Below are 17499 nucleotides of genomic sequence, written 5' to 3' on the forward strand. Positions count from 1 at the left end.
AATAAGGTAAGCCGAAAGGCCGGAAGCGTGACTAATAAGGTAAGCCGAAAGGCCGGAAGCGTGACTGTCCCTCGATCATCACCTGCATCTCAATGGTCCGTTCTCTCCTGGGACGCGGCTGCTTTCATGCCACCTCCTGTGTTAAGGAGCCGCTGTAGCAAGGCCAACGATCGCTGGAAAATGATCGCTCCTCATCTCGCATTGAACGGAATTCAGCATGCTCGACTGGCGTCGCATCGACCTCAACAATCTGAAAGTGCTGCATGCACTGATGCTGGAACGCCATGTCGGGCGGGCGGCGGTGCGGCTCGGGGTGACGGCGTCGTCGATCAGCCACAGGCTGCGGCGCATGCGGGAGGATTTTTCCGACGAACTGTTCGCGCGCACGCCAACCGGCATGGCGCCGTCGCCGCGGATGGAAGAGATCGCGGTGCCGCTCAGCGAGATGATTGCCAGCATTACGCTCGCGGTTTCATCCGGCGCTTTGGAAGCGTTGCCCCAGGCGCGCCGGTTTACCCTGGTGGTGCCCGACGGCCTGCGCCAGCAGTTGCTGCCGGTGCTGATCCAGGGCGTGCAACAGGACCATGCGTGCCATAGCCTGGAGATCCGCTCCTTCGAGCGCCGCTCCTACGCCACCGAACTGTCGCAGGGCGAAGTCGATGCGGTCATCTCGGTCGGCGGCGATCGTGACGACCGCAGCCTCGTTGACCGGACCCCGGTTGCGATCGACCGCCTCGTCTGCCTGTTCGGTCCGCTCTGCCCGTTGGCTCCGACGGATGAGGTCACGGTCGAAGGCTATTTGTCAGCCTCGCATCTCTATTCGTTGCCGTGGCCGGTCTCGGACAACCATTTTGATCGGCTGCTGGCGCGGGACGGGCGCTCGCGCCGTATCATGCTCATCATGCCATCGCATCTGGGGATCGGCGATGCACTGACCGCGAGCCGGCTGGTCGCCACCGTTCCGTCGTCACTCGCCCGGCATCTGGCGGGCCTGCATCCGGCGCTCGTCATCCGCCCGCTCGCAATCGACGGCACCGAGGGAACGGTCTTTCTGGAGACCTCGCGCCAGCAGCAGCGGCGGCCGGAGATCGCGCGCTTCAAGGCTGTGGTCGAAACCGCGATCCGGACCGTGCTGCCGCGATCGGAGTAGGCACCACTGCTCTTGGCAAACTTGTCGTGGCGATACAGATTGCCGAGTGGCAAAACCGGGAGGACGACATGGCAGTCAAACGTATCGTGTCCAATCTTTACGCGTCAGATCCGCAGGCCGCGCACGCCTTTTACGCAGATCTGCTCGGGCTCGAGCTGGTGATGGATCACGGCTGGATTCTGACATTCGCGGCCAAAGGGCAGACGGCATTGCCGCAGGTGAGCGTGGCGAGTGAGGGCGGGAACGGCACGCCGGTGCCGGTGCTTTCGATCGAGGTTGACGATGTCGATGCGGTCTATGCCCAAGCCCGGGAAAAGGGCGTGGCGATCGTCTATGACATTACCGATGAGCCCTGGGGTGTCAGGCGCTTCTATCTCCGCGACCCGTTCGGCAACGTGATCAACATCCTGTCCCATTGAGCAGACCGGTCGCGAAGGCGTCGGCGGCCGGTCTGCTGATGTCAGGTTCTCGAAATCAGGCGAGCGTCAGCGCGTTGGCGAGGTCGGCGACCAGATCGTCGGGATGTTCGATGCCGATCGAAAGCCGGATCGTCGTGTCGAGAACGCCGATCCGGCGGCGCACGTCGATCGGCACGCCGGAATGGGTCATCGCCGCCGGGTGGCTCGCCAGCGATTCCGTGCCGCCGAGGCTGACGGCAAGCTTGAAGATCTGCAGTGCGTTGAGGAAGCGGAAGGCCGCTTCCTGGCCGCCTGATATATCGAAGGAGAAGGTCGAGCCGGCGCCAGTGCATTGCGCCGCATAGGCCTTGCCGAGCGGTGAGGCTTCGTCGTGGAAGGGCAGGTAGTGGATACGCTCGACCTTCGGATGGTCGCGCAGGAACTCGGCGACGACGCGGGCGTTATCGTTGGCCTTGTGCATGCGCACCGACAGGGTTTCGAGCGAGCGGCCGAGCATCCAGCAGGAATGCGGATCGAGCTGCGTGCCGATGGCGCCGCGCAACGCCTTCACCTGCTTCATCACCGCCTTCGAGCCGAGGGCTGCGCCGGCGATGAGGTCGGAGTGGCCGCCGACATATTTGGTCAGCGAATAGAGCGAGATATCGGCGCCGTGTTCGATCGGCCGCTGGAAGACCGGTCCGAGCAGGGTGTTGTCGCAGGCGATCACCGGCGTGTGACCCTGCTTGGCGCCGATCGCGTCGGCGACGCGGCGGATCATGGCGACGTCCACCAGGCTGTTGGTCGGATTGGCAGGCGTTTCGATGAGAATGACCGAGACGCGGCCCTTGGCCATCGCCTCTTCGGCGGCCGCGGTCACCGCCGCCTCGTTGACGCCATCGGCAAAGCCGACGGCCGAAACGCCGAGATTGAGGAAGGTTTTCGCCAGCAGCGTTTCCGAACCGCCATAGAGCGGCTGGCTGTGCAGCACCGCGTCGCCGGGCTTGACGAAGGCGAGCAGTGTCGTGGCAATCGCCGACATGCCGGAGGAAAACAGCGCGCAGCTTTCCGTGCGCTCATAGACGGCAAGGCGATCTTCGACGATTTCGCTGTTCGGGTGGTTGAAGCGCGAATAGACAAGACCAGCGCCGACACCCGCCGGCGGCTCGCGGCGGCCGGAGACGAAATCGAAGAAGTCGCGGCCTTCCTCGGCCGAACGGAAGACGAAGGTGGACGTCAGGAACACCGGCGGCTTGACGGCCCCCTCCGACAGTTCAGGATCGTAGCCATAGTTCAGCATCAGTGTTTCGGGATGCAGCTTGTGGTTTCCGATATGAGTCTTGTAGGGGTGCGGCGCGGTCATGGCTTTCTCCTGAAGCGAAACGGGGCGACTGACAGGCAAATTATATCAGACGCCTGGACCGATCCTTGCTATTTGCGATCACATACCCTTGAGTTGCGCAAACTATTGCCAGGACTGAAGGAATATGACGCAGAAAATTGCCGATGAAACCGACCGCCGAATTCTGAAGGAATTGCTGGCCGACGCGCGCATCACCAACAACGAGCTCGCCGAGCGCGTCGGGCTATCGGCGTCGCCTTGTTTGCGCCGGCTGCGGCGGCTGGAGGAGACCGGCGTGATCCGCGGCTATACCGCCTTGATCGACCCGGCGGTCGAGGGCTGGACGATGACGGCGATCGCGACCGTCAGGCTCAGTCGTCAGCACGAGGACGAGATCGTCATGTTCGAGCAGGCGATCCGCGGCTGGGACGAAGTGCTCGAATGCCACCTCGTCACCGGCTCGCGCGATTATGTGCTGAAGGTGATGAGCGCCGGGCTCGAACAATACGAGCGCTTCATCAAGGAGAAGATCGCGCGGCTCAAATGCGTGGCCTCGATCGAGACAAGCTTCGTCATGAACACGATCAAGGAGCGGCGGATCTGAGAGGACTGCGCTGTATGCGGGTCGCATTTTCCCGACGCGACCGCACCAGGTTTTCGGGCGGCGGCTTTGAAAGTGCAAAGGGTGCGCTAGATTCAAAAGAGAGCGTCCCTGGATCACGATGATTTTCGGTCGATCGACCCACGATCATGAACGTGATCGATTCTGGCTAGGGCGGGATGCGGGCGGAAACCGCGCCCACTTTTCCTCACCCCGCTCTCGTGCGCTCAGATGGACGCATGGCGCTCGCGGAGAAAGGCGATGGATTTCGTAGAAGCGTTCGACGCCGTTGGTTCCTGGATGCGGACGGTCCTTCTCAACGAGTGGACGTTCTATCAACTCGCCCTGATTGTCGCCGGCTACCTGGTTTGTGGCCTCCTGGCAAAGCGGATAGAGCCGGCAGTCGAAGCTCGCGCACGCACCATCAAGGGCAATCCGGACTTGCTGCGCGTCATCATCGCTTTCATGCGGCGGCTACGGTGGCTATTTCTGATTATATGGCTGTGGATCGCCGATGCGATGCTGTTGCGCTTTGGATGGCCGTCATACCGATGGCTGGTCGGCACCGCGCTTACGCTTACGGCGGCGTGGTTTGTTATCTCGGTCCTCACGCGCATCATCAGAAATCAGACGCTGGCGCGTGTTGTTGCCGTCACTGGCTGGATCTACTTTGCGCTCTACGCGATTGGCCTCGATCGCGTGATCCTGACGACGCTCGATGGCGTGGCGTTCAATCTCGGCGCGGTTCGCCTTTCGCTGTTGCTTGTCTTGAAGGCTATCGTCCTTTCCTTTGCGCTGATCTGGCTCGCCGTCCTGTTCGGTAACGTCTCGGCGCATTGGATACAGAGGTCTGCGGATCTCACCCCCTCCTTCAAGGTCCTCATCAGCAAATTGGTCAAGATCGCATTGATCTGCTTCGCCGGCTTAATCGCCCTGAACGCCACCGGTATCGACTTGACCGCATTGACGATCTTTTCCGGTGCCGTCGGTGTCGGCATCGGCTTTGGCCTGCAGAAGGTGGTCTCCAACTTCATCTCGGGGATCATTATCCTGCTCGATAAATCCATCAAACCGGGCGACACGATCACACTCGGCGATACCTTCGGCTCGGTCCGCGACCTGCGATCCCGGTTCGTCTCGGTGATCACGAGAGACGGCAAGGAATACCTCATTCCAAACGAAGACTTCATTTCGCAGCAAGTCGTGAACTGGTCGTTTTCCAGCGACTATGTTCGCATCGAGATCGACTTCGGAACATCCTATGACAGCGATCCGCACGAGGTCGCGCGCATCGCCATCGAGACCGCCGCATCGATTCCGCGGGTCGCCAGCACCTATGCCCGGCCGGTCTGCTGGATGACCGGTTTCGGTGCATCATCGCTCGATTTCAAATTGAGGTTCTGGATTTCCGATCCGAGCAACGGGCTGACGAATATTCGCGGTCAAGTGCTGATGGCGCTATGGGATGCGTTCAAGGCGGCCGGCATTTCCATCCCGTTCCCGCATCGTGAAATCATCATGAAGACACCTGTCGAGGTGACCCGCGCGTGAAGCGGAACGCCGCTACGCGGGTGGTGTGGAGGACGATGAAACGCCCGACGCTGCACACGTCTTGGGCTCGCAACACCGGACTGGACAACTATGGGAGGCGACGTTGCGGCCTGCGCGTCGGTCGCCCTCGGCTGGGAGATGCGCGCCGCATTCCGGCTTGTAGATTCCAAAACGGCAGGCAGGTGGGCGTGGCAAGGTCGGGCCGGCCCGCAATGTCTGCGTGCGCGCATTGGCCCATTCGCCTTGCCAAGCAAGCGCAGGCATTGTCTATTGCCAGCTTATCCGCACCGTCCAGCCTATCGGGAGCACATCGATGCCTTCAATGGAACTGCTGTTGGCTTTCCTCGCCACCACGGCGATCTTCGCCTATATCCCCGGTCCTGCGATGCTCTATGCGGCGGCGCAGACGATGGCGCGCGGCCGCTGGTCCGGATTGATGGCGACGCTTGGCATTCACCTCGGCGGTTATGTGCATGTTTTCGCGGCGGCTGCCGGCCTGTCGGTGCTGTTTCATGCGGTGCCGGTGCTTTACATGGTCGTCAAGTTTGCCGGTGCGGCCTATCTCGTCTGGCTCGGCATCTCGCTGTTTCGCGCCAAGACGCAAGGGGAGCGCGCCTTGCCCGGCATCCAGGCGAAATCCGGCCGGCGCGCCTTCTTCGAGAGCATCACCGTCGAAGTGCTGAACCCGAAGACGGCGATCTTCTTCGTCGCCTTCCTGCCGCAGTTCATCGATGCATCCGCGGCGTTTCCGGTCTGGCTGCAGTTCGTCATCCTCGGCACGATCGTCAACCTGATGTTTTCGTCGGCTGATATTGCCTGCGTCATCCTCGCGGGCGTGCTGATCACCCGGCTCAAGCGTTCGAGCATGGCGCAGCGCGCCATGCAACGCGTCGGCGGTGGTGTGCTCGTCGGGCTCGGCGTTCACCTGGCCTTCCAGAAGAGCTGATCCGCACCCACCGCGTGTAAGGGGATGCCGCATTCGCCGCTTTGGCAAGGGTTGTCGCGCCCGTAGCGGTTGCAGGGCCGATACGAGGTTGTCGGCGCGGTGACTGGCGGTTATCAATCGGGTAACGCGTCGATCGGAATGGCGCGCTCGATGAACGACCGTGAACAAGGAGCCTGCCGGTGGATCACCTTCAAGAGACAGGTCTGCGCGTGGCAAAGTGGCCCATTCCACAGTTCGTGTCCGGGCATAGGGCGTCGTTTTCGACGACGGGCCTCATCGTCGGGGTGCTGTTTTTCGCTGCATCGCTGACGCCAAGCCTGATCCCGCGCCCCTATGTCATCCAAGCGGTCATCTCAGGTCTTTCGCTGTCTGCCGGCTATGCCATCGGCGTGTTCCTTCGTTGGCTGTGGTCGTTTCTCGAGCTGCCCGATGTGCGGCCACGGACCGGGCTGATCCTCAAGCTGGTGGCTGCCCTCGGCTGCACCGCCGTTGCACTCGCCTTCCTCTGGCGGGCGGCGGCGTGGCAGAATACCGTGCGGAACCTCATGGGCCTCGACCCGGTCGAGAGCGCGGAGCCGCTGAAGCTTGGCCTGATTGCCGTGCTCGTCTTCATCTTCATCGTCCTGCTGGCACGGCTGTTTCGGTTGACGTTCCGCGTTCTCGCCAGGCGCTTCGAGTATGTGTTGACGCGGCCACTAGCAAAGCTCGCCGCAGTAGCGGCGGCAATTGCACTGTTCTGGTCGGCCACCGACGGGGTGATCTTCCGCTACGCTCTGCATGCGGCCGACAGCTCGTTCCAACGGCTCGACGCGCTGATCGATCCTGATGTGGCGCCGCCGACTGACCCGATGAAGACGGGCAGTGGCGCGTCGCTGATGACCTGGGATGAACTCGGGCGGCAGGGACGCCAGTTCATCGCGTCAGGGCCGAGCGCCAAGGACATCGGCGCCTTCTTCAATGGCGGGGCGAAGGAGCCGCTGCGGGTCTATGCCGGGCTCAATTCGGCCGAGACGGCAAAGGAGCGAGCGAAGCTCGCGCTCGAAGAACTGAAGCGCGTCGGCGGGTTCGAGCGCTCCAACCTTATGATCGTTGTGCCGACCGGAACGGGCTGGATCGATCCGCCGGGGCTCGATTCGCTCGAATATCTGTTGAAAGGCGACGTCGCCAGTGTCGCGGTGCAATACTCCTACCTGACGAGCTGGCTCTCTCTGCTGGTCGAGCCGGAATATGGCGCCGAGACAGCCAACGCCCTGTTCGACGCGGTTTACGGCTACTGGACGACGCTGCCCAAGGACAAGCGGCCGCGGCTCTATCTCTACGGCCTCAGCCTCGGCTCGATGAATTCGCAGGGTTCGGTCGACCCGTTCGACATCATCAGCGATCCGTTCCAGGGCGCGCTCTGGGTCGGCTCGCCGTTTCCGACGAAGACCTGGCTATCGATCACCCGCAATCGCAATCCAGGGTCTCCGCAATGGCGCCCGCTCTATCGCGACGGATCGGTGATCCGCTTCACCAACCAGGCGAATACGCTTGATATTCCGGGCCCTGAATGGGGCAATGTCCGCATCGTCTACCTGCAATATGCCAGCGACCCGATCACCTTCTTCGATCCGTATTCCTTCTACCGCGAGCCGGACTGGATGAAAGCGCCGCGCGGGCATGACGTCTCGCCCGATCTTCGATGGTTTCCTGTCGTGACGATGTTCCAGCTTCTGGCCGACATGGCGATGGGCACGACGACGCCGATCGGCTACGGCCACGTCTATGCGCCGGAACACTATATCGATGCGTGGATGCAGGTTGTCGATCCGCCGGGCGTAACCGCGGATGATGCGGTGCGGCTGAAGGCGCTGCTCAAAGGGCGCTATTGAAGGGTACGGCGCCAGTCAGTCGCCACGCAGGTGGGCGGCGATCTGGTGGGCAAGCGCCTGGATCAGCGGTTCCTCGGCCTTCTCCGTCGGACAGAGAAGATAGTAGCCTGCTGATGCCGGTATCGCCGTCGGGAACGGCTGGATCAGCCGGCCTTCCTGCAGGTAGGAGCGGGTGAGAACGTCCGAGACGAGCGCAATGCCCTGTCCCTGCAGGGCGGATGCGACGGCGACGGCGACCGAGGGCACCCGAACGCTGCGGCTGCCTTCGAGCGAGATGCGCGAGGCGGCCGACCAGCGCGTCCATTCCCGCCCGTCATCCTCATGCAGCAATGTGACGTCGCGCAGCTTCCTGTCGCGGTGCGAGCCTTCCAGCCGCGGGAACAATAACGGCGAACATATGGTCCTGAGCTTCACGTCGCTGACCACCTGCCACCACAGGCCGTCGAAGGGCGGATTGTCGTAGACGATCGCCAGGTCGACATCGTCCCAGAGGACGTCGCTTGCGCGAATGCAGCTGCGCATGGCGAGATCGCTGACGCCGCGCGCATCGGCGAACTGCACCAGGAGGCTGGCCATCCAGGCGATCGCCAGCGCCGGCGGCAGGGCGACCGTCAGCTTCTTCTGGTGGTTTTCGAGCTGCCGCTCGGCACCATTCTCGACCGCGACGGCAAGATTGCCCATGGCATGGGAGACGGTCTGGGCGAAATCACGTCCGGCCGCCGTCAGGCGGATATTGCGTCCCGATTTCTCCAGAAGTGTCAGCCCCGTCGTCTCTGAAAGCCGGCGCAGCTGCAGCGATACCGCGCCGGGGCTGAGGCCCAGTTCGTCGGCCGCCTGGCGCACGGAGCCGATCCGGGCGACGGCTTCGAAGGCCCTGAGATAAGGCAGGAAATGCAAAGCTTTCATTCGAACTTCCGCCTTGATTGACAATCGACTGTCGCGTGCAAAGCAATGGCAATTGTTTAGCAAAACTAGACAATATCAAGCACAAAAAATCGCTATTCCCAATCGATTTTTGCTCCTATGAATTGGATCGGAGAGAGGGAGACATGCATGATCGAGGCCCAACCATTTGATTTTCCTTATGACGGAAAGCTGGTTCCGTCGCAGACCGCGCTGATGGTGATCGACCTGCAGATCGACTTCTGCTCGCCCGACGGCTACTTCGCTTCGATGGGCTATGATCCGGCGCCGCTTAGGGCAATTCTGCCGGCCGTCAACCGTGTCATCGCCGCGGCGCGGCAAGCCGGATGCCTGATCATCCATACGCGCCAGGGCTATCGTGCCGACCTCGCCGACATGACGCCTTACGAAAAATGGCGCCGCAAGCGCTCGGGGCTGGAAAACACCGAGGTCCTGCTGCGCTCGAGCCCCGGCTTTCAGCTGCTACCCGAGCTCGATGTCGCAGACAGCGACGTCATCATCGACAAGACCTGCAACAGCTCGTTCACCTATACGGATCTCGAGCATGTGCTCAGAGCGCAGGGCATCACCCATATGCTGTTTACCGGCTGCACCACCGACGTCTGCGTGCATACGACGTTGCGCGAGGCCTGCGACCGCAATTTCCAGTGCCTGACGATCTCGGATTGCTGCGCCAGCGGCGAGCAATGGGCGCATGAGGCGGCGATCAACATGATCTCGATCGAGAACGGCATCTTCGGCACGGTCTCGACCAGCGACGCGGTCATCGCCGGCCTGGCAAAAGCTAGCCGCTAACACTGACGCCAACACCACATCACCGGTTCTGATGCCAACCGTTTCAACGGAATGATGCCCCATGCAACGATATATCTCGCTAATGAAACTGACGGCCAAGGGATTGGCCGAACTCGCCGACAGCGGCGCGCGGCGCAAGGTGAGCGAAGACCGCGTTTCTTCGCTCGGCGGCCGCTCGGTCGCCTTCTACGCCACGCTCGGAACCTATGATTTCGTCCAGGTTTTCGAGATGCCTGATAATGCGTCGATGATGCAATACGTGCTGACGGCACGACGCGACGGGTTCGTCGACCCGCTTATCCTTCCCGCCTTCGACAGCCAGACCTATGGCGACATCGTCGGGCGCGTTTCACCAACACAATGAGGGGAATAGAGATGATCAGACTGGCATCGCATGCAACCCTTCTCGGAACCATCCTGCTGTCGGCGGGGCTTGCCCAGGCGGAGCCGCCGGCTTTTGCCGCCGATGGCGATATCGGTGTGTGCACCACCGCGGCCTTTCCGCCGCTGACCTTCAAGGAAAGTCCGGCCGATCTAACCCCGACCGGCATCGATATCGAGATCGTCGAAGCGCTCGCCGGTCTCTGGAATGCCAAGGTCAACTATACCGTCACGGAGTTTGCCGGGCTGTTGCCGACGCTCGGGGCCGGGCGCTGCGACTTGATCGTCAGCGGCATCTACATCAACGCCAAGCGCCGCGAGACTTATGACGGCGTGTCCTACATGAAATCGGCCACCGCGATGGTGACCAAGGCCGGTAGCGACACAATCAAGGCGCCGGAGGATCTGAGCGGCAAGGTGATCGCGCTCGAAGCCGGCGCCTACTACAAGCAGGAGCGGATCGAGCCCCTGAACAAGGAACTGATCGCCAAGGGTCAGCCGCCGGTCGAGGTCCAGGAATATCCGACCCAGCAGGCGGCCTACCAGCAGGTCCTCGTCGGCCGCGTCGATGCGACGATGACCGAAGAGGCCGAAGGCGCCTACCGCGCCTCGCGTTCCGACGGGACGCTGCAGCTTCCCTACACGTGGGCATCGGATTTCACCTACGGCATCTACAGCCGCCAGGAAGGCAGCGATGCGGCCGCGGTCAAGGCTGGGCTGAAGGCCCTGAAGGAGCAGGGTTTTTTTGCCGGCATCGCCAAGAAATACGGGCTGGACCCGGCGCTGTTCGACGTCGATTACGATCGTTGAGGCTTGAAAAGGTGGACAGGGCATGAACTTCGACACGAAACTGTTTCTGGATGCCCTGACCATGCCGGTCATGTTGCAGGGGGCGGCCATCGCGATCCTGCTGTCCATCCTGGTTCAGGTCGCCTCGTTTCTGCTCTGCCTGCCGCTCGCCGTCGCCCTGAACTCGATGGCGGCGGTGCGGCGCACGGCGGCCCAGCTCTATGTCTGGCTGTTTCGCTCGTCGCCGCTCATCCTGGTGCTGCTGATCGTCTGGAACGGTGCGCCGCAGCTCTTTCCCGGCCTGACGCGCGCGCCCTGGTACACGCCCTTTGCCGCCGCCTTCATCGCCTTCACGCTGGTGACGACCGCCTATATGGCCGAAGCGATGCGCGGGGCGCTCGCGGCGATCGGCCAGGGGCAGACAGATGCGGCACGCGCGCTCGGGCTCAACCGCCTGCAGACCTTCGGCCTCGTCGTCCTGCCGCAGGCCTTGCGCATCGTCATGCCGGTGCTCGTCAACGAGTTCATCAACCTGATCAAGCTGACCTCGCTTGCCTATGTGATTTCGATGCGGGAGATCATGGCCGTCGTCAACGACGCGATCGCGTCGAGTTTCCGCTTCGTCGAATGGTATTCGGCAGCACTCGTCTACTATCTTGCGATCGTCTCGATCCTGATGTTTTTACAGCGGCTGATCCAGCGCCGAATGGCGTAACGTACATTAGGCTTCCTCCTCATTTCCTGCGGAAAGCAGCACCTCCATCGCACCGATGATCTTGCGGTGCTGATGGGCATGACGGGTGCGCAGACTGGTGGCGGCGTAGACCGTCTGCGGGATCACCGGCGCATCGGCAACAAGGGCGACGTGGCCGGATTGCGTCAGCCGTCTGGCCGTTGCGGTGGTGACATAGGCGGCTCCGCCGAGCGAATGCAGGAGCATGGTGATCGCCATGTTCTGGCCGGTCGCAACAGGCGCTGCGGAGAGATGCGGCAGAGCCAGCCGGTGAGCGCGATCGAAGGCCGGCGAATAGATCGCCTGGATATAGGTCTCGACCCTGATATCCGATAGCGCAGCCGCTTCCGTGCTCACCATCATGTAATGCAGATCGCCGATCCTTTCGTAATGAAGATCGGGCAGATAGTGCGGGGTATAGAGCATGGCGAGGTCGAGGTTGCCGGCGCCGAGATCCCGGTTCATCTGGTTGGAATAATCCGCTTCCATGTAGATTTCGGTTGTCGGCAGCTCACGCCTGATCGTGAATAGCCATTCGCCGGCAAAGGCTTCGGCCAGATCGTGCTGGATGCCGAGCCGCATGGAGCGCTCCAGCGCGCCGGCATTGGTGACCGCGCGCGTTGCCTCATGCCACTGGTTTTGCAAGGCTATTGCGTAGTCTAGAAACCTGAGTCCGGCGGCTGTCGGCACGGTTCCACCCTTGTTGCGGGTAAAGAGCTTGCGATTGAACTGTGCCTCCAGCGCCTTGACGCGGTGGGAAACGGTGGACTGGGTGATGTTCAGCCGCTCGGCCGTGCGGTTGAAGGAACGGGTTTCCATCAGGTCCAGAAACGTCTCGATCAGATCCACTTGCATCGGCATCCCATCCGGTTTCGAAGTTCCACTCAATCTAATCGAATTCTTCGATCAATAAAGCCTGTTTCCATCGCTTGATGGCGCCTCGTTTCGACGGCAAGAATTCCGGCAAAACGAGGGAACAGTGCATGTCGAATTTGCCGTCTCACGCGCGTGTCGTGATCATCGGTGGGGGAGCGATCGGCGCTTCCTCGCTCTACCATCTTGCCAAGGCCGGCTGGACCGACTGCGTGCTTCTGGAAAAGAACGAGCTGACGGCCGGATCGACCTGGCATGCGGCCGGCAACGTGCCGACCTTCTCGTCGTCCTGGTCGATCATGAACATGCAGCGCTATTCCGCCTCGCTCTACCGCGATCTCGGTGCGCTCGTCGATTATCCGATGAACTACCACGTCACCGGCTCGATAAGGCTCGGCCACTCGAAGGAGCGGCTGCAGGAGTTCAAGCGTGTCGTCGGCATGGGTCGCTACCAGGGCATGGACCTCGACATCCTGACGCCCGACGAGATGCGCAGCCGTTATCCGTTCCTCGAAACGCACGAGCTGACCGGTGCGCTCTACGACCCCTATGACGGCGACATCGACCCGGCGCAGCTGACGCAGGCGCTGGCCAAGGGCGCGCGCGACATGGGCGCAAAGATCATCCGCTTCTGTCCCGTTACGGCGGCGCGCCGCGAAAACGACGAATGGGTGATCTCGACGCCGCAGGGCGAAATCCGCTGCGAATACGTCGTCAACGCCGCCGGCTACTATGCCCGCGAGGTCGGCAAGATGTTCGGCCGCGACGTGCCGATGATGGTGATGAGCCATCAGTACGTGCTGTTCGACGAGATCCCGGAACTGGCCGCCTGGTCGAAGGAGGTCGGACACAAGCTGCCGCTCTTGCGCGATGTCGACAGCTCCTATTATCTCCGCCAGGAGAAGAACGGCATGAACCTCGGGCCCTATGAGCGTAACTGCCGAGCACACTGGACGACATCAGACGATCCGATGCCCGAGGACTTTTCGTTCCAGCTCTTCCCTGACGATCTCGATCGGCTGGAATGGTATCTGAACGACGCTGTCGAGCGCGTGCCGATCCTTGGGACCGCGGGGCTGTCGCGGATCATCAACGGCCCGATCCCCTATGCGCCCGACGGCAATCCGCTGATCGGGCCGATGCCCGGCGTGCCGAACGCGTTTGAGGCCTGCGTCTTCACCTTCGGCATCTGCCAGGCCGGCGGCGCCGGCAAGGTGCTGGCTGAGTGGATCACCGAGGGCCAGACGGAATGGGACATGTGGTCCTGCGATCCACGCCGGTACACCGACTATACCGACCAGGACTATTGCATCGCCAAGGGCATGGAGATCTACGGCCACGAGTACGCGATGCATTTTCCGAAGCACTATTGGGCGGCGGGTCGCGGCAAGAAGCTGTCGCCGATCCACGACCGGATCCAGGCACTCGGCGCGCAATTCAAGCCCTATAACGGCTGGGAACGGGCGATGTGGTACGCCAAATCAGGTGACGACACCTCCGAAGAGGCAACGCAGACCTGGGGGCGGGCGGGGCCGTGGGCCAAGCGCATCGAGGAAGAGTGTCTCGCCGTGCGCGATGCCGCCGGCATCCTCGACCTGCCGGGGTTCTCGCGCTTCCGGATCAAGGGCAAGGGCGCGACCGAATGGCTCTCGGGCCTGATCACCGGCCGGGTGCCGAAGCCGGGCCGCATCGGCCTTGCCTATTTCTCCGACGACAAGGGCCGCATCGTCACCGAAATGTCGGTGATGATGCTGGACGAGGATTTCTTCTTCCTGATCACGGCGGCAACGGCGCAGTGGCACGATCTCGAATGGCTGCAGAAACATCGGCCCGCCGATGCCGCGTTCACGCTTGACGATGTCACCACGCAGTTTAGCTGCCAGATCCTCACCGGGCCGAAATCGCGCGACATCCTTGCCGATGTCAGCGATGCGGATCTCGCCAAGGGCTGGCTCACGCACCAGACAGCGCAGATTGCCGGGCGCTACTGCCAGTTGGTGCGGGTATCCTTTGCCGGTGAACTCGGCTGGGAGATCCACACCAAGGTGGACGATACCGCCGCGATCTTCGATGCCGTCTGGGCTGCCGGAGAGAAACATGGCCTGAAACCCTTCGGCATGGAGGCGCTCGACAGCCTGCGCATCGAGAAGGGCTACCGCGCCTGGAAGGGCGACCTTTCCACCGATTACACCATCCTGCAGGGCGGGCTGGAGCGCTTCGTCGACTGGGCAAAGCCCGGCTTCAAAGGCAAGGCGGCGCTGGAGCGCGAAAAGCAGCAGGGTGTCAGCAAACGTTTCGTCACTTTGACAGTCGCCGCCGACGGCTGCGACGCGCCGTATATGTCGACGCTCTGGTCGGACGGCCAGGTGGTGGGCGAAACGACCTCGGGCAACTGGGGCTACCGCGTCGGCAAGTCGATTGCGCTCGGCATGCTGCGCGCCGATCTCGCCGTGCCCGGCAACGAGATCGAGGTCGAGATCTTCGGCGACCGCTTCAAGGCGACCGTCGAGGCCGACCAGCCGCTCTGGGATCCCTCCAATGAAAGACTGCGCGCATGACCAAGCCGATTCCCTCGAAAGCCCGGGCAGTCATCATCGGTGGCGGCGTCTCCGGCTGTTCGGTCGCCTATCACCTCGCCAAGCTCGGCTGGACCGACGTGGTGCTGCTCGAACGCAAGCAGCTGACGTCGGGCACGACCTGGCATGCGGCCGGCCTGATCGGCCAGCTACGCGCCTCGCAGAACATGACGCGGCTGGCAAAATATTCCGCCGACCTCTACGTCAAGCTGGAGGCCGAAACCGGCATCTCCACCGGCATGCGCCAGAACGGTTCGATCACCGTGGCGCTGACGGAAGAACGCAAGGAGGAGATCTACCGCCAGGCTTCGCTGGCGCGCGCCTTCAACGTCGATGTGCGTGAAATCACGCCTGACGAAGTCAAGGCGATGTATCCGCATCTCAACACCTCGGATGTGAAGGCGGCGGTGCATCTGCCGCTCGACGGCCAGTGCGACCCGGCCAACATCGCCATGGCGCTCGCCAAGGGTGCGCGGCAGAACGGCGCGACGATCATCGAGGGCGTCAAGGTGACCGCGGTTCTGAAGAAGGACGGCCGGGTAACGGGCGTGACCTGCGAGCAGAACGGCGAAAGCTATACGATCGAAACCGACAACGTCGTCAACTGCGCCGGCATGTGGGGCAGGGAGTTCGCGCGACAATCCGGCGTCACCGTGCCGCTGCATGCCTGCGAGCACTTCTACATCGTCACCGAGGCGATCCCCGGCCTCAAGCGCCTGCCGGTGCTGCGCGTGCCGGATGAATGCACTTACTACAAGGAGGATGCCGGCAAGATGCTGGTCGGCGCCTTCGAGCTGAAGGCCAAACCCTGGGGCATGGACGGTATCCGTGAGGATTTTTGCTTCGACCAGTTGCCAGACGATTTCGACCATTTCTCGCCGATCCTCGAAATGGCCGTCAACCGCATGCCGATGCTGGAGACGGCGGGCATCCATACCTTCTTCAATGGGCCGGAAAGCTTTACGCCGGACGACCGCTACTATCTCGGCGAGGCGCCGGAAGTGAAAGGCTATTGGGTCGCGGCCGGCTACAACTCGATCGGCATCGTATCGTCAGGCGGCGCCGGCATGGCGCTCGCCCAATGGATGAACGACGGCGAGCCGCCCTTCGATCTCTGGGAGGTCGATATCCGCCGGGCACAGCCCTTCCAGAAGAACCGCGCTTACCTCAAGGATCGGGTCTCTGAGACGCTGGGGCTGCTCTATGCCGACCATTTCCCCTATCGCCAGATGGCGACGGCGCGTGGCGTGCGCCGCTCGCCGCTGCACGAGCATCTGAAGGCGCGTGGCGCGGTCTTCGGCGAAGTGGCCGGCTGGGAGCGAGCCAACTGGTTTGCGAATGACGGCCAGGAGCGCGAATACCGCTACTCCTGGAAACGGCAGAACTGGTTCGAGAACCAGAAGTCCGAACATCTGGCGGTTCGCAACGGCGTCGGCCTGTTCGACATGACCTCCTTCGGCAAGATCCGGGTGGAGGGGCGCGATGCGCTTTCCTTCCTGCAGCGGCTTTGCGCCAACGAGATGAATGTCGAGGCCGGCCGTATCGTCTACACCCAGATGCTCAACGGCCGTGGTGGCATCGAAAGCGACCTCACGGTCACGCGCCTTTCTGAAACCGCGTTCCTGCTCGTCGTTCCGGGCGCCACGCTTCAACGTGATCTTGCTTGGCTGCGCAAGCATGTGCGCGACGAGTTCGTCGTCATCACCGATGTCGGTGCCGGCGAAAGCGTGCTCTGCGTCATGGGGCCGAAGGCGCGCGAACTGATGCAGAAGGTGAGCCCGAACGATTTCTCGAATGCGGCGCATCCCTTCGGCACGGCGCGCGAAATCGAGATCGGCATGGGGCTCGCCCGCGCCCACCGCGTCACCTATGTCGGCGAACTCGGCTGGGAGCTCTACGTCTCGACCGACCAGACGGCGCATGTGTTCGAGGCGCTGGAGGAGGCGGGGCAGGATGTCGGGCTGAAACTCTGCGGCATCCACACGCTCGACAGCTGCCGTATCGAAAAGGCCTTCCGCCATTTCGGCCACGATATCACCGACGAGGACCATGTGCTCGAAGCCGGGCTCGGTTTTGCGGTGAAACCCGACAAGGGCGATTTCATCGGTCGCGAGGCGGTGCTGGCCAAGCACAATCGCGGGCTTTCGCGCCGGCTGGTGCAATTCCGGCTGGCCGATCCCGAGCCTTTGCTCTTCCACAACGAAGCGATCGTGCGCGACGGCCAGATCGTCGGCACCATCACCTCGGGCAACTACGGCCACCATCTCGGCGGTGCCATCGGCCTTGGTTATGTGCCGTCGGAAGGCGAAAGCGACGCCGACGTGCTCGGCTCCAGCTTCGAGATCGAGATCGCCGGCACGCGGGTGAAGGCGGAGGCGTCGCTGAAGGCGATGTACGATCCGCGTTCCGAGCGGGTGAGGATGTAACGACGGCGTTTGAGGCTGCCCCTCATCCGGCCTGCCGGCCACCTTCTCCCCGTTTGACGGGGAGAAGGAGACGTGTGGCGACCGCCGTGCCTGAGTAAGGGCGCGGTTGAGGTGCGGGTGGAGCGCTCTCCCTCTCCCCCGCGTGC

General features: G+C 62.5%; 15 protein-coding genes. 12 read left to right on the plus strand and 3 right to left on the minus strand.

Features of this window, described 5'->3' with window-relative positions; translation table 11 throughout:
- Positions 1 to 217: 217 nt before the first annotated feature.
- Positions 218 to 1150 (plus strand): LysR family transcriptional regulator, encoded by a 933-nt coding sequence (locus ASD52_RS00005; protein ID WP_051509174.1) that lies wholly within the window; start codon positions 218 to 220, stop codon positions 1148 to 1150.
- 68 nt (positions 1151 to 1218) lie between these two features.
- The gene (locus ASD52_RS00010) at positions 1219 to 1569 is read left to right on the plus strand and encodes a VOC family protein (protein WP_025428215.1); all 351 of its coding nucleotides are present in this window, start codon (positions 1219 to 1221) and stop codon (positions 1567 to 1569) included.
- 55 nt (positions 1570 to 1624) lie between these two features.
- Here ASD52_RS00010 and ASD52_RS00015 read toward each other — a convergent pair whose 3' ends face one another.
- Positions 1625 to 2908: a cystathionine gamma-synthase family protein gene (locus tag ASD52_RS00015; RefSeq protein WP_025427853.1), complete on the minus strand. Its 1284-nt coding sequence runs from the start codon at positions 2906 to 2908 to the stop codon at positions 1625 to 1627.
- Between the two features lie 124 nt (positions 2909 to 3032).
- Between ASD52_RS00015 and ASD52_RS00020 the strand changes: the two genes are divergently transcribed.
- The 4 genes from ASD52_RS00020 to ASD52_RS00035 all read left to right on the plus strand — a co-directional run bounded on the left by ASD52_RS00020 (position 3033) and on the right by ASD52_RS00035 (position 7856).
- Entirely contained in the window at positions 3033 to 3491 is a 459-nt protein-coding gene (locus ASD52_RS00020; RefSeq protein ID WP_025427852.1) for an Lrp/AsnC family transcriptional regulator, read from the plus strand.
- Positions 3492 to 3749: 258 nt separating this feature from the next.
- Positions 3750 to 5039, plus strand: coding sequence for a mechanosensitive ion channel domain-containing protein (locus ASD52_RS00025; RefSeq protein WP_057217674.1), 1290 nt, complete (start codon positions 3750 to 3752; stop codon positions 5037 to 5039).
- Between the two features lie 313 nt (positions 5040 to 5352).
- Positions 5353 to 5985 (plus strand): LysE family translocator, encoded by a 633-nt coding sequence (locus ASD52_RS00030; protein ID WP_025427850.1) that lies wholly within the window; start codon positions 5353 to 5355, stop codon positions 5983 to 5985.
- A 179-nt stretch (positions 5986 to 6164) separates the two neighbouring features.
- Positions 6165 to 7856 (plus strand): alpha/beta-hydrolase family protein, encoded by a 1692-nt coding sequence (locus tag ASD52_RS00035; protein ID WP_025427849.1) that lies wholly within the window; start codon positions 6165 to 6167, stop codon positions 7854 to 7856.
- A 15-nt stretch (positions 7857 to 7871) separates the two neighbouring features.
- Here the strand turns inward: ASD52_RS00035 and ASD52_RS00040 are convergent, their stop codons facing one another.
- On the minus strand, positions 7872 to 8762 hold the full coding sequence (locus ASD52_RS00040; protein WP_025427848.1) for a LysR substrate-binding domain-containing protein: 891 nt from the start codon (positions 8760 to 8762) through the stop codon (positions 7872 to 7874).
- 147 nt (positions 8763 to 8909) lie between these two features.
- On the opposite strand from ASD52_RS00040, the gene ASD52_RS00045 reads away from it, so the two are divergent.
- From ASD52_RS00045 to ASD52_RS00060, 4 genes are all read left to right on the plus strand, one after another.
- Positions 8910 to 9575 (plus strand): isochorismatase family cysteine hydrolase, encoded by a 666-nt coding sequence (locus tag ASD52_RS00045; RefSeq protein WP_025427847.1) that lies wholly within the window; start codon positions 8910 to 8912, stop codon positions 9573 to 9575.
- Between the two features lie 61 nt (positions 9576 to 9636).
- A complete protein-coding gene (locus tag ASD52_RS00050) occupies positions 9637 to 9939 on the plus strand; it encodes a GYD domain-containing protein (protein WP_038576291.1) in 303 nt (100 codons plus the stop codon).
- Positions 9940 to 9950: 11 nt separating this feature from the next.
- Positions 9951 to 10766, plus strand: coding sequence for a transporter substrate-binding domain-containing protein (locus tag ASD52_RS00055; protein ID WP_025427846.1), 816 nt, complete (start codon positions 9951 to 9953; stop codon positions 10764 to 10766).
- A gap of 22 nt (positions 10767 to 10788) precedes the next feature.
- Complete coding sequence (locus ASD52_RS00060; protein WP_025427845.1) at positions 10789 to 11460, plus strand: amino acid ABC transporter permease; 672 nt, start codon at positions 10789 to 10791, stop codon at positions 11458 to 11460.
- Between the two features lie 6 nt (positions 11461 to 11466).
- Here the strand turns inward: ASD52_RS00060 and ASD52_RS00065 are convergent, their stop codons facing one another.
- Positions 11467 to 12333: a LysR family transcriptional regulator gene (locus tag ASD52_RS00065; protein ID WP_025427844.1), complete on the minus strand. Its 867-nt coding sequence runs from the start codon at positions 12331 to 12333 to the stop codon at positions 11467 to 11469.
- 128 nt (positions 12334 to 12461) lie between these two features.
- On the opposite strand from ASD52_RS00065, the gene ASD52_RS00070 reads away from it, so the two are divergent.
- Together ASD52_RS00070 and ASD52_RS00075 are read left to right on the plus strand one after the other, a co-directional pair.
- Positions 12462 to 14909 (plus strand): FAD-dependent oxidoreductase, encoded by a 2448-nt coding sequence (locus ASD52_RS00070; RefSeq protein WP_057217677.1) that lies wholly within the window; start codon positions 12462 to 12464, stop codon positions 14907 to 14909.
- Complete coding sequence (locus ASD52_RS00075; protein WP_057211084.1) at positions 14906 to 17353, plus strand: FAD-dependent oxidoreductase; 2448 nt, start codon at positions 14906 to 14908, stop codon at positions 17351 to 17353. The genes ASD52_RS00070 and ASD52_RS00075 overlap by 4 nt, the downstream gene beginning before the upstream one ends.
- The last annotated feature ends 146 nt before the right edge of the window (positions 17354 to 17499 follow it).

This window comes from Ensifer sp. Root142, from assembly GCF_001426785.1.
Lineage (GTDB): Bacteria > Pseudomonadota > Alphaproteobacteria > Rhizobiales > Rhizobiaceae > Ensifer > Ensifer canadensis.

Coding starts and splice junctions, on each gene's coding strand:
- ASD52_RS00005 (WP_051509174.1), top strand. CDS start 218: ATGCTCGACTGGCGTCGCATCGACCTCAACAATCTGAAAGTGCTGCAT.
- ASD52_RS00010 (WP_025428215.1), top strand. CDS start 1,219: ATGGCAGTCAAACGTATCGTGTCCAATCTTTACGCGTCAGATCCGCAG.
- ASD52_RS00015 (WP_025427853.1), bottom strand. CDS start 2,908: ATGACCGCGCCGCACCCCTACAAGACTCATATCGGAAACCACAAGCTG.
- ASD52_RS00020 (WP_025427852.1), top strand. CDS start 3,033: ATGACGCAGAAAATTGCCGATGAAACCGACCGCCGAATTCTGAAGGAA.
- ASD52_RS00025 (WP_057217674.1), top strand. CDS start 3,750: ATGGATTTCGTAGAAGCGTTCGACGCCGTTGGTTCCTGGATGCGGACG.
- ASD52_RS00030 (WP_025427850.1), top strand. CDS start 5,353: ATGCCTTCAATGGAACTGCTGTTGGCTTTCCTCGCCACCACGGCGATC.
- ASD52_RS00040 (WP_025427848.1), bottom strand. CDS start 8,762: ATGAAAGCTTTGCATTTCCTGCCTTATCTCAGGGCCTTCGAAGCCGTC.
- ASD52_RS00045 (WP_025427847.1), top strand. CDS start 8,910: ATGATCGAGGCCCAACCATTTGATTTTCCTTATGACGGAAAGCTGGTT.
- ASD52_RS00050 (WP_038576291.1), top strand. CDS start 9,637: ATGCAACGATATATCTCGCTAATGAAACTGACGGCCAAGGGATTGGCC.
- ASD52_RS00055 (WP_025427846.1), top strand. CDS start 9,951: ATGATCAGACTGGCATCGCATGCAACCCTTCTCGGAACCATCCTGCTG.
- ASD52_RS00060 (WP_025427845.1), top strand. CDS start 10,789: ATGAACTTCGACACGAAACTGTTTCTGGATGCCCTGACCATGCCGGTC.
- ASD52_RS00065 (WP_025427844.1), bottom strand. CDS start 12,333: ATGCAAGTGGATCTGATCGAGACGTTTCTGGACCTGATGGAAACCCGT.
- ASD52_RS00070 (WP_057217677.1), top strand. CDS start 12,462: ATGTCGAATTTGCCGTCTCACGCGCGTGTCGTGATCATCGGTGGGGGA.
- ASD52_RS00075 (WP_057211084.1), top strand. CDS start 14,906: ATGACCAAGCCGATTCCCTCGAAAGCCCGGGCAGTCATCATCGGTGGC.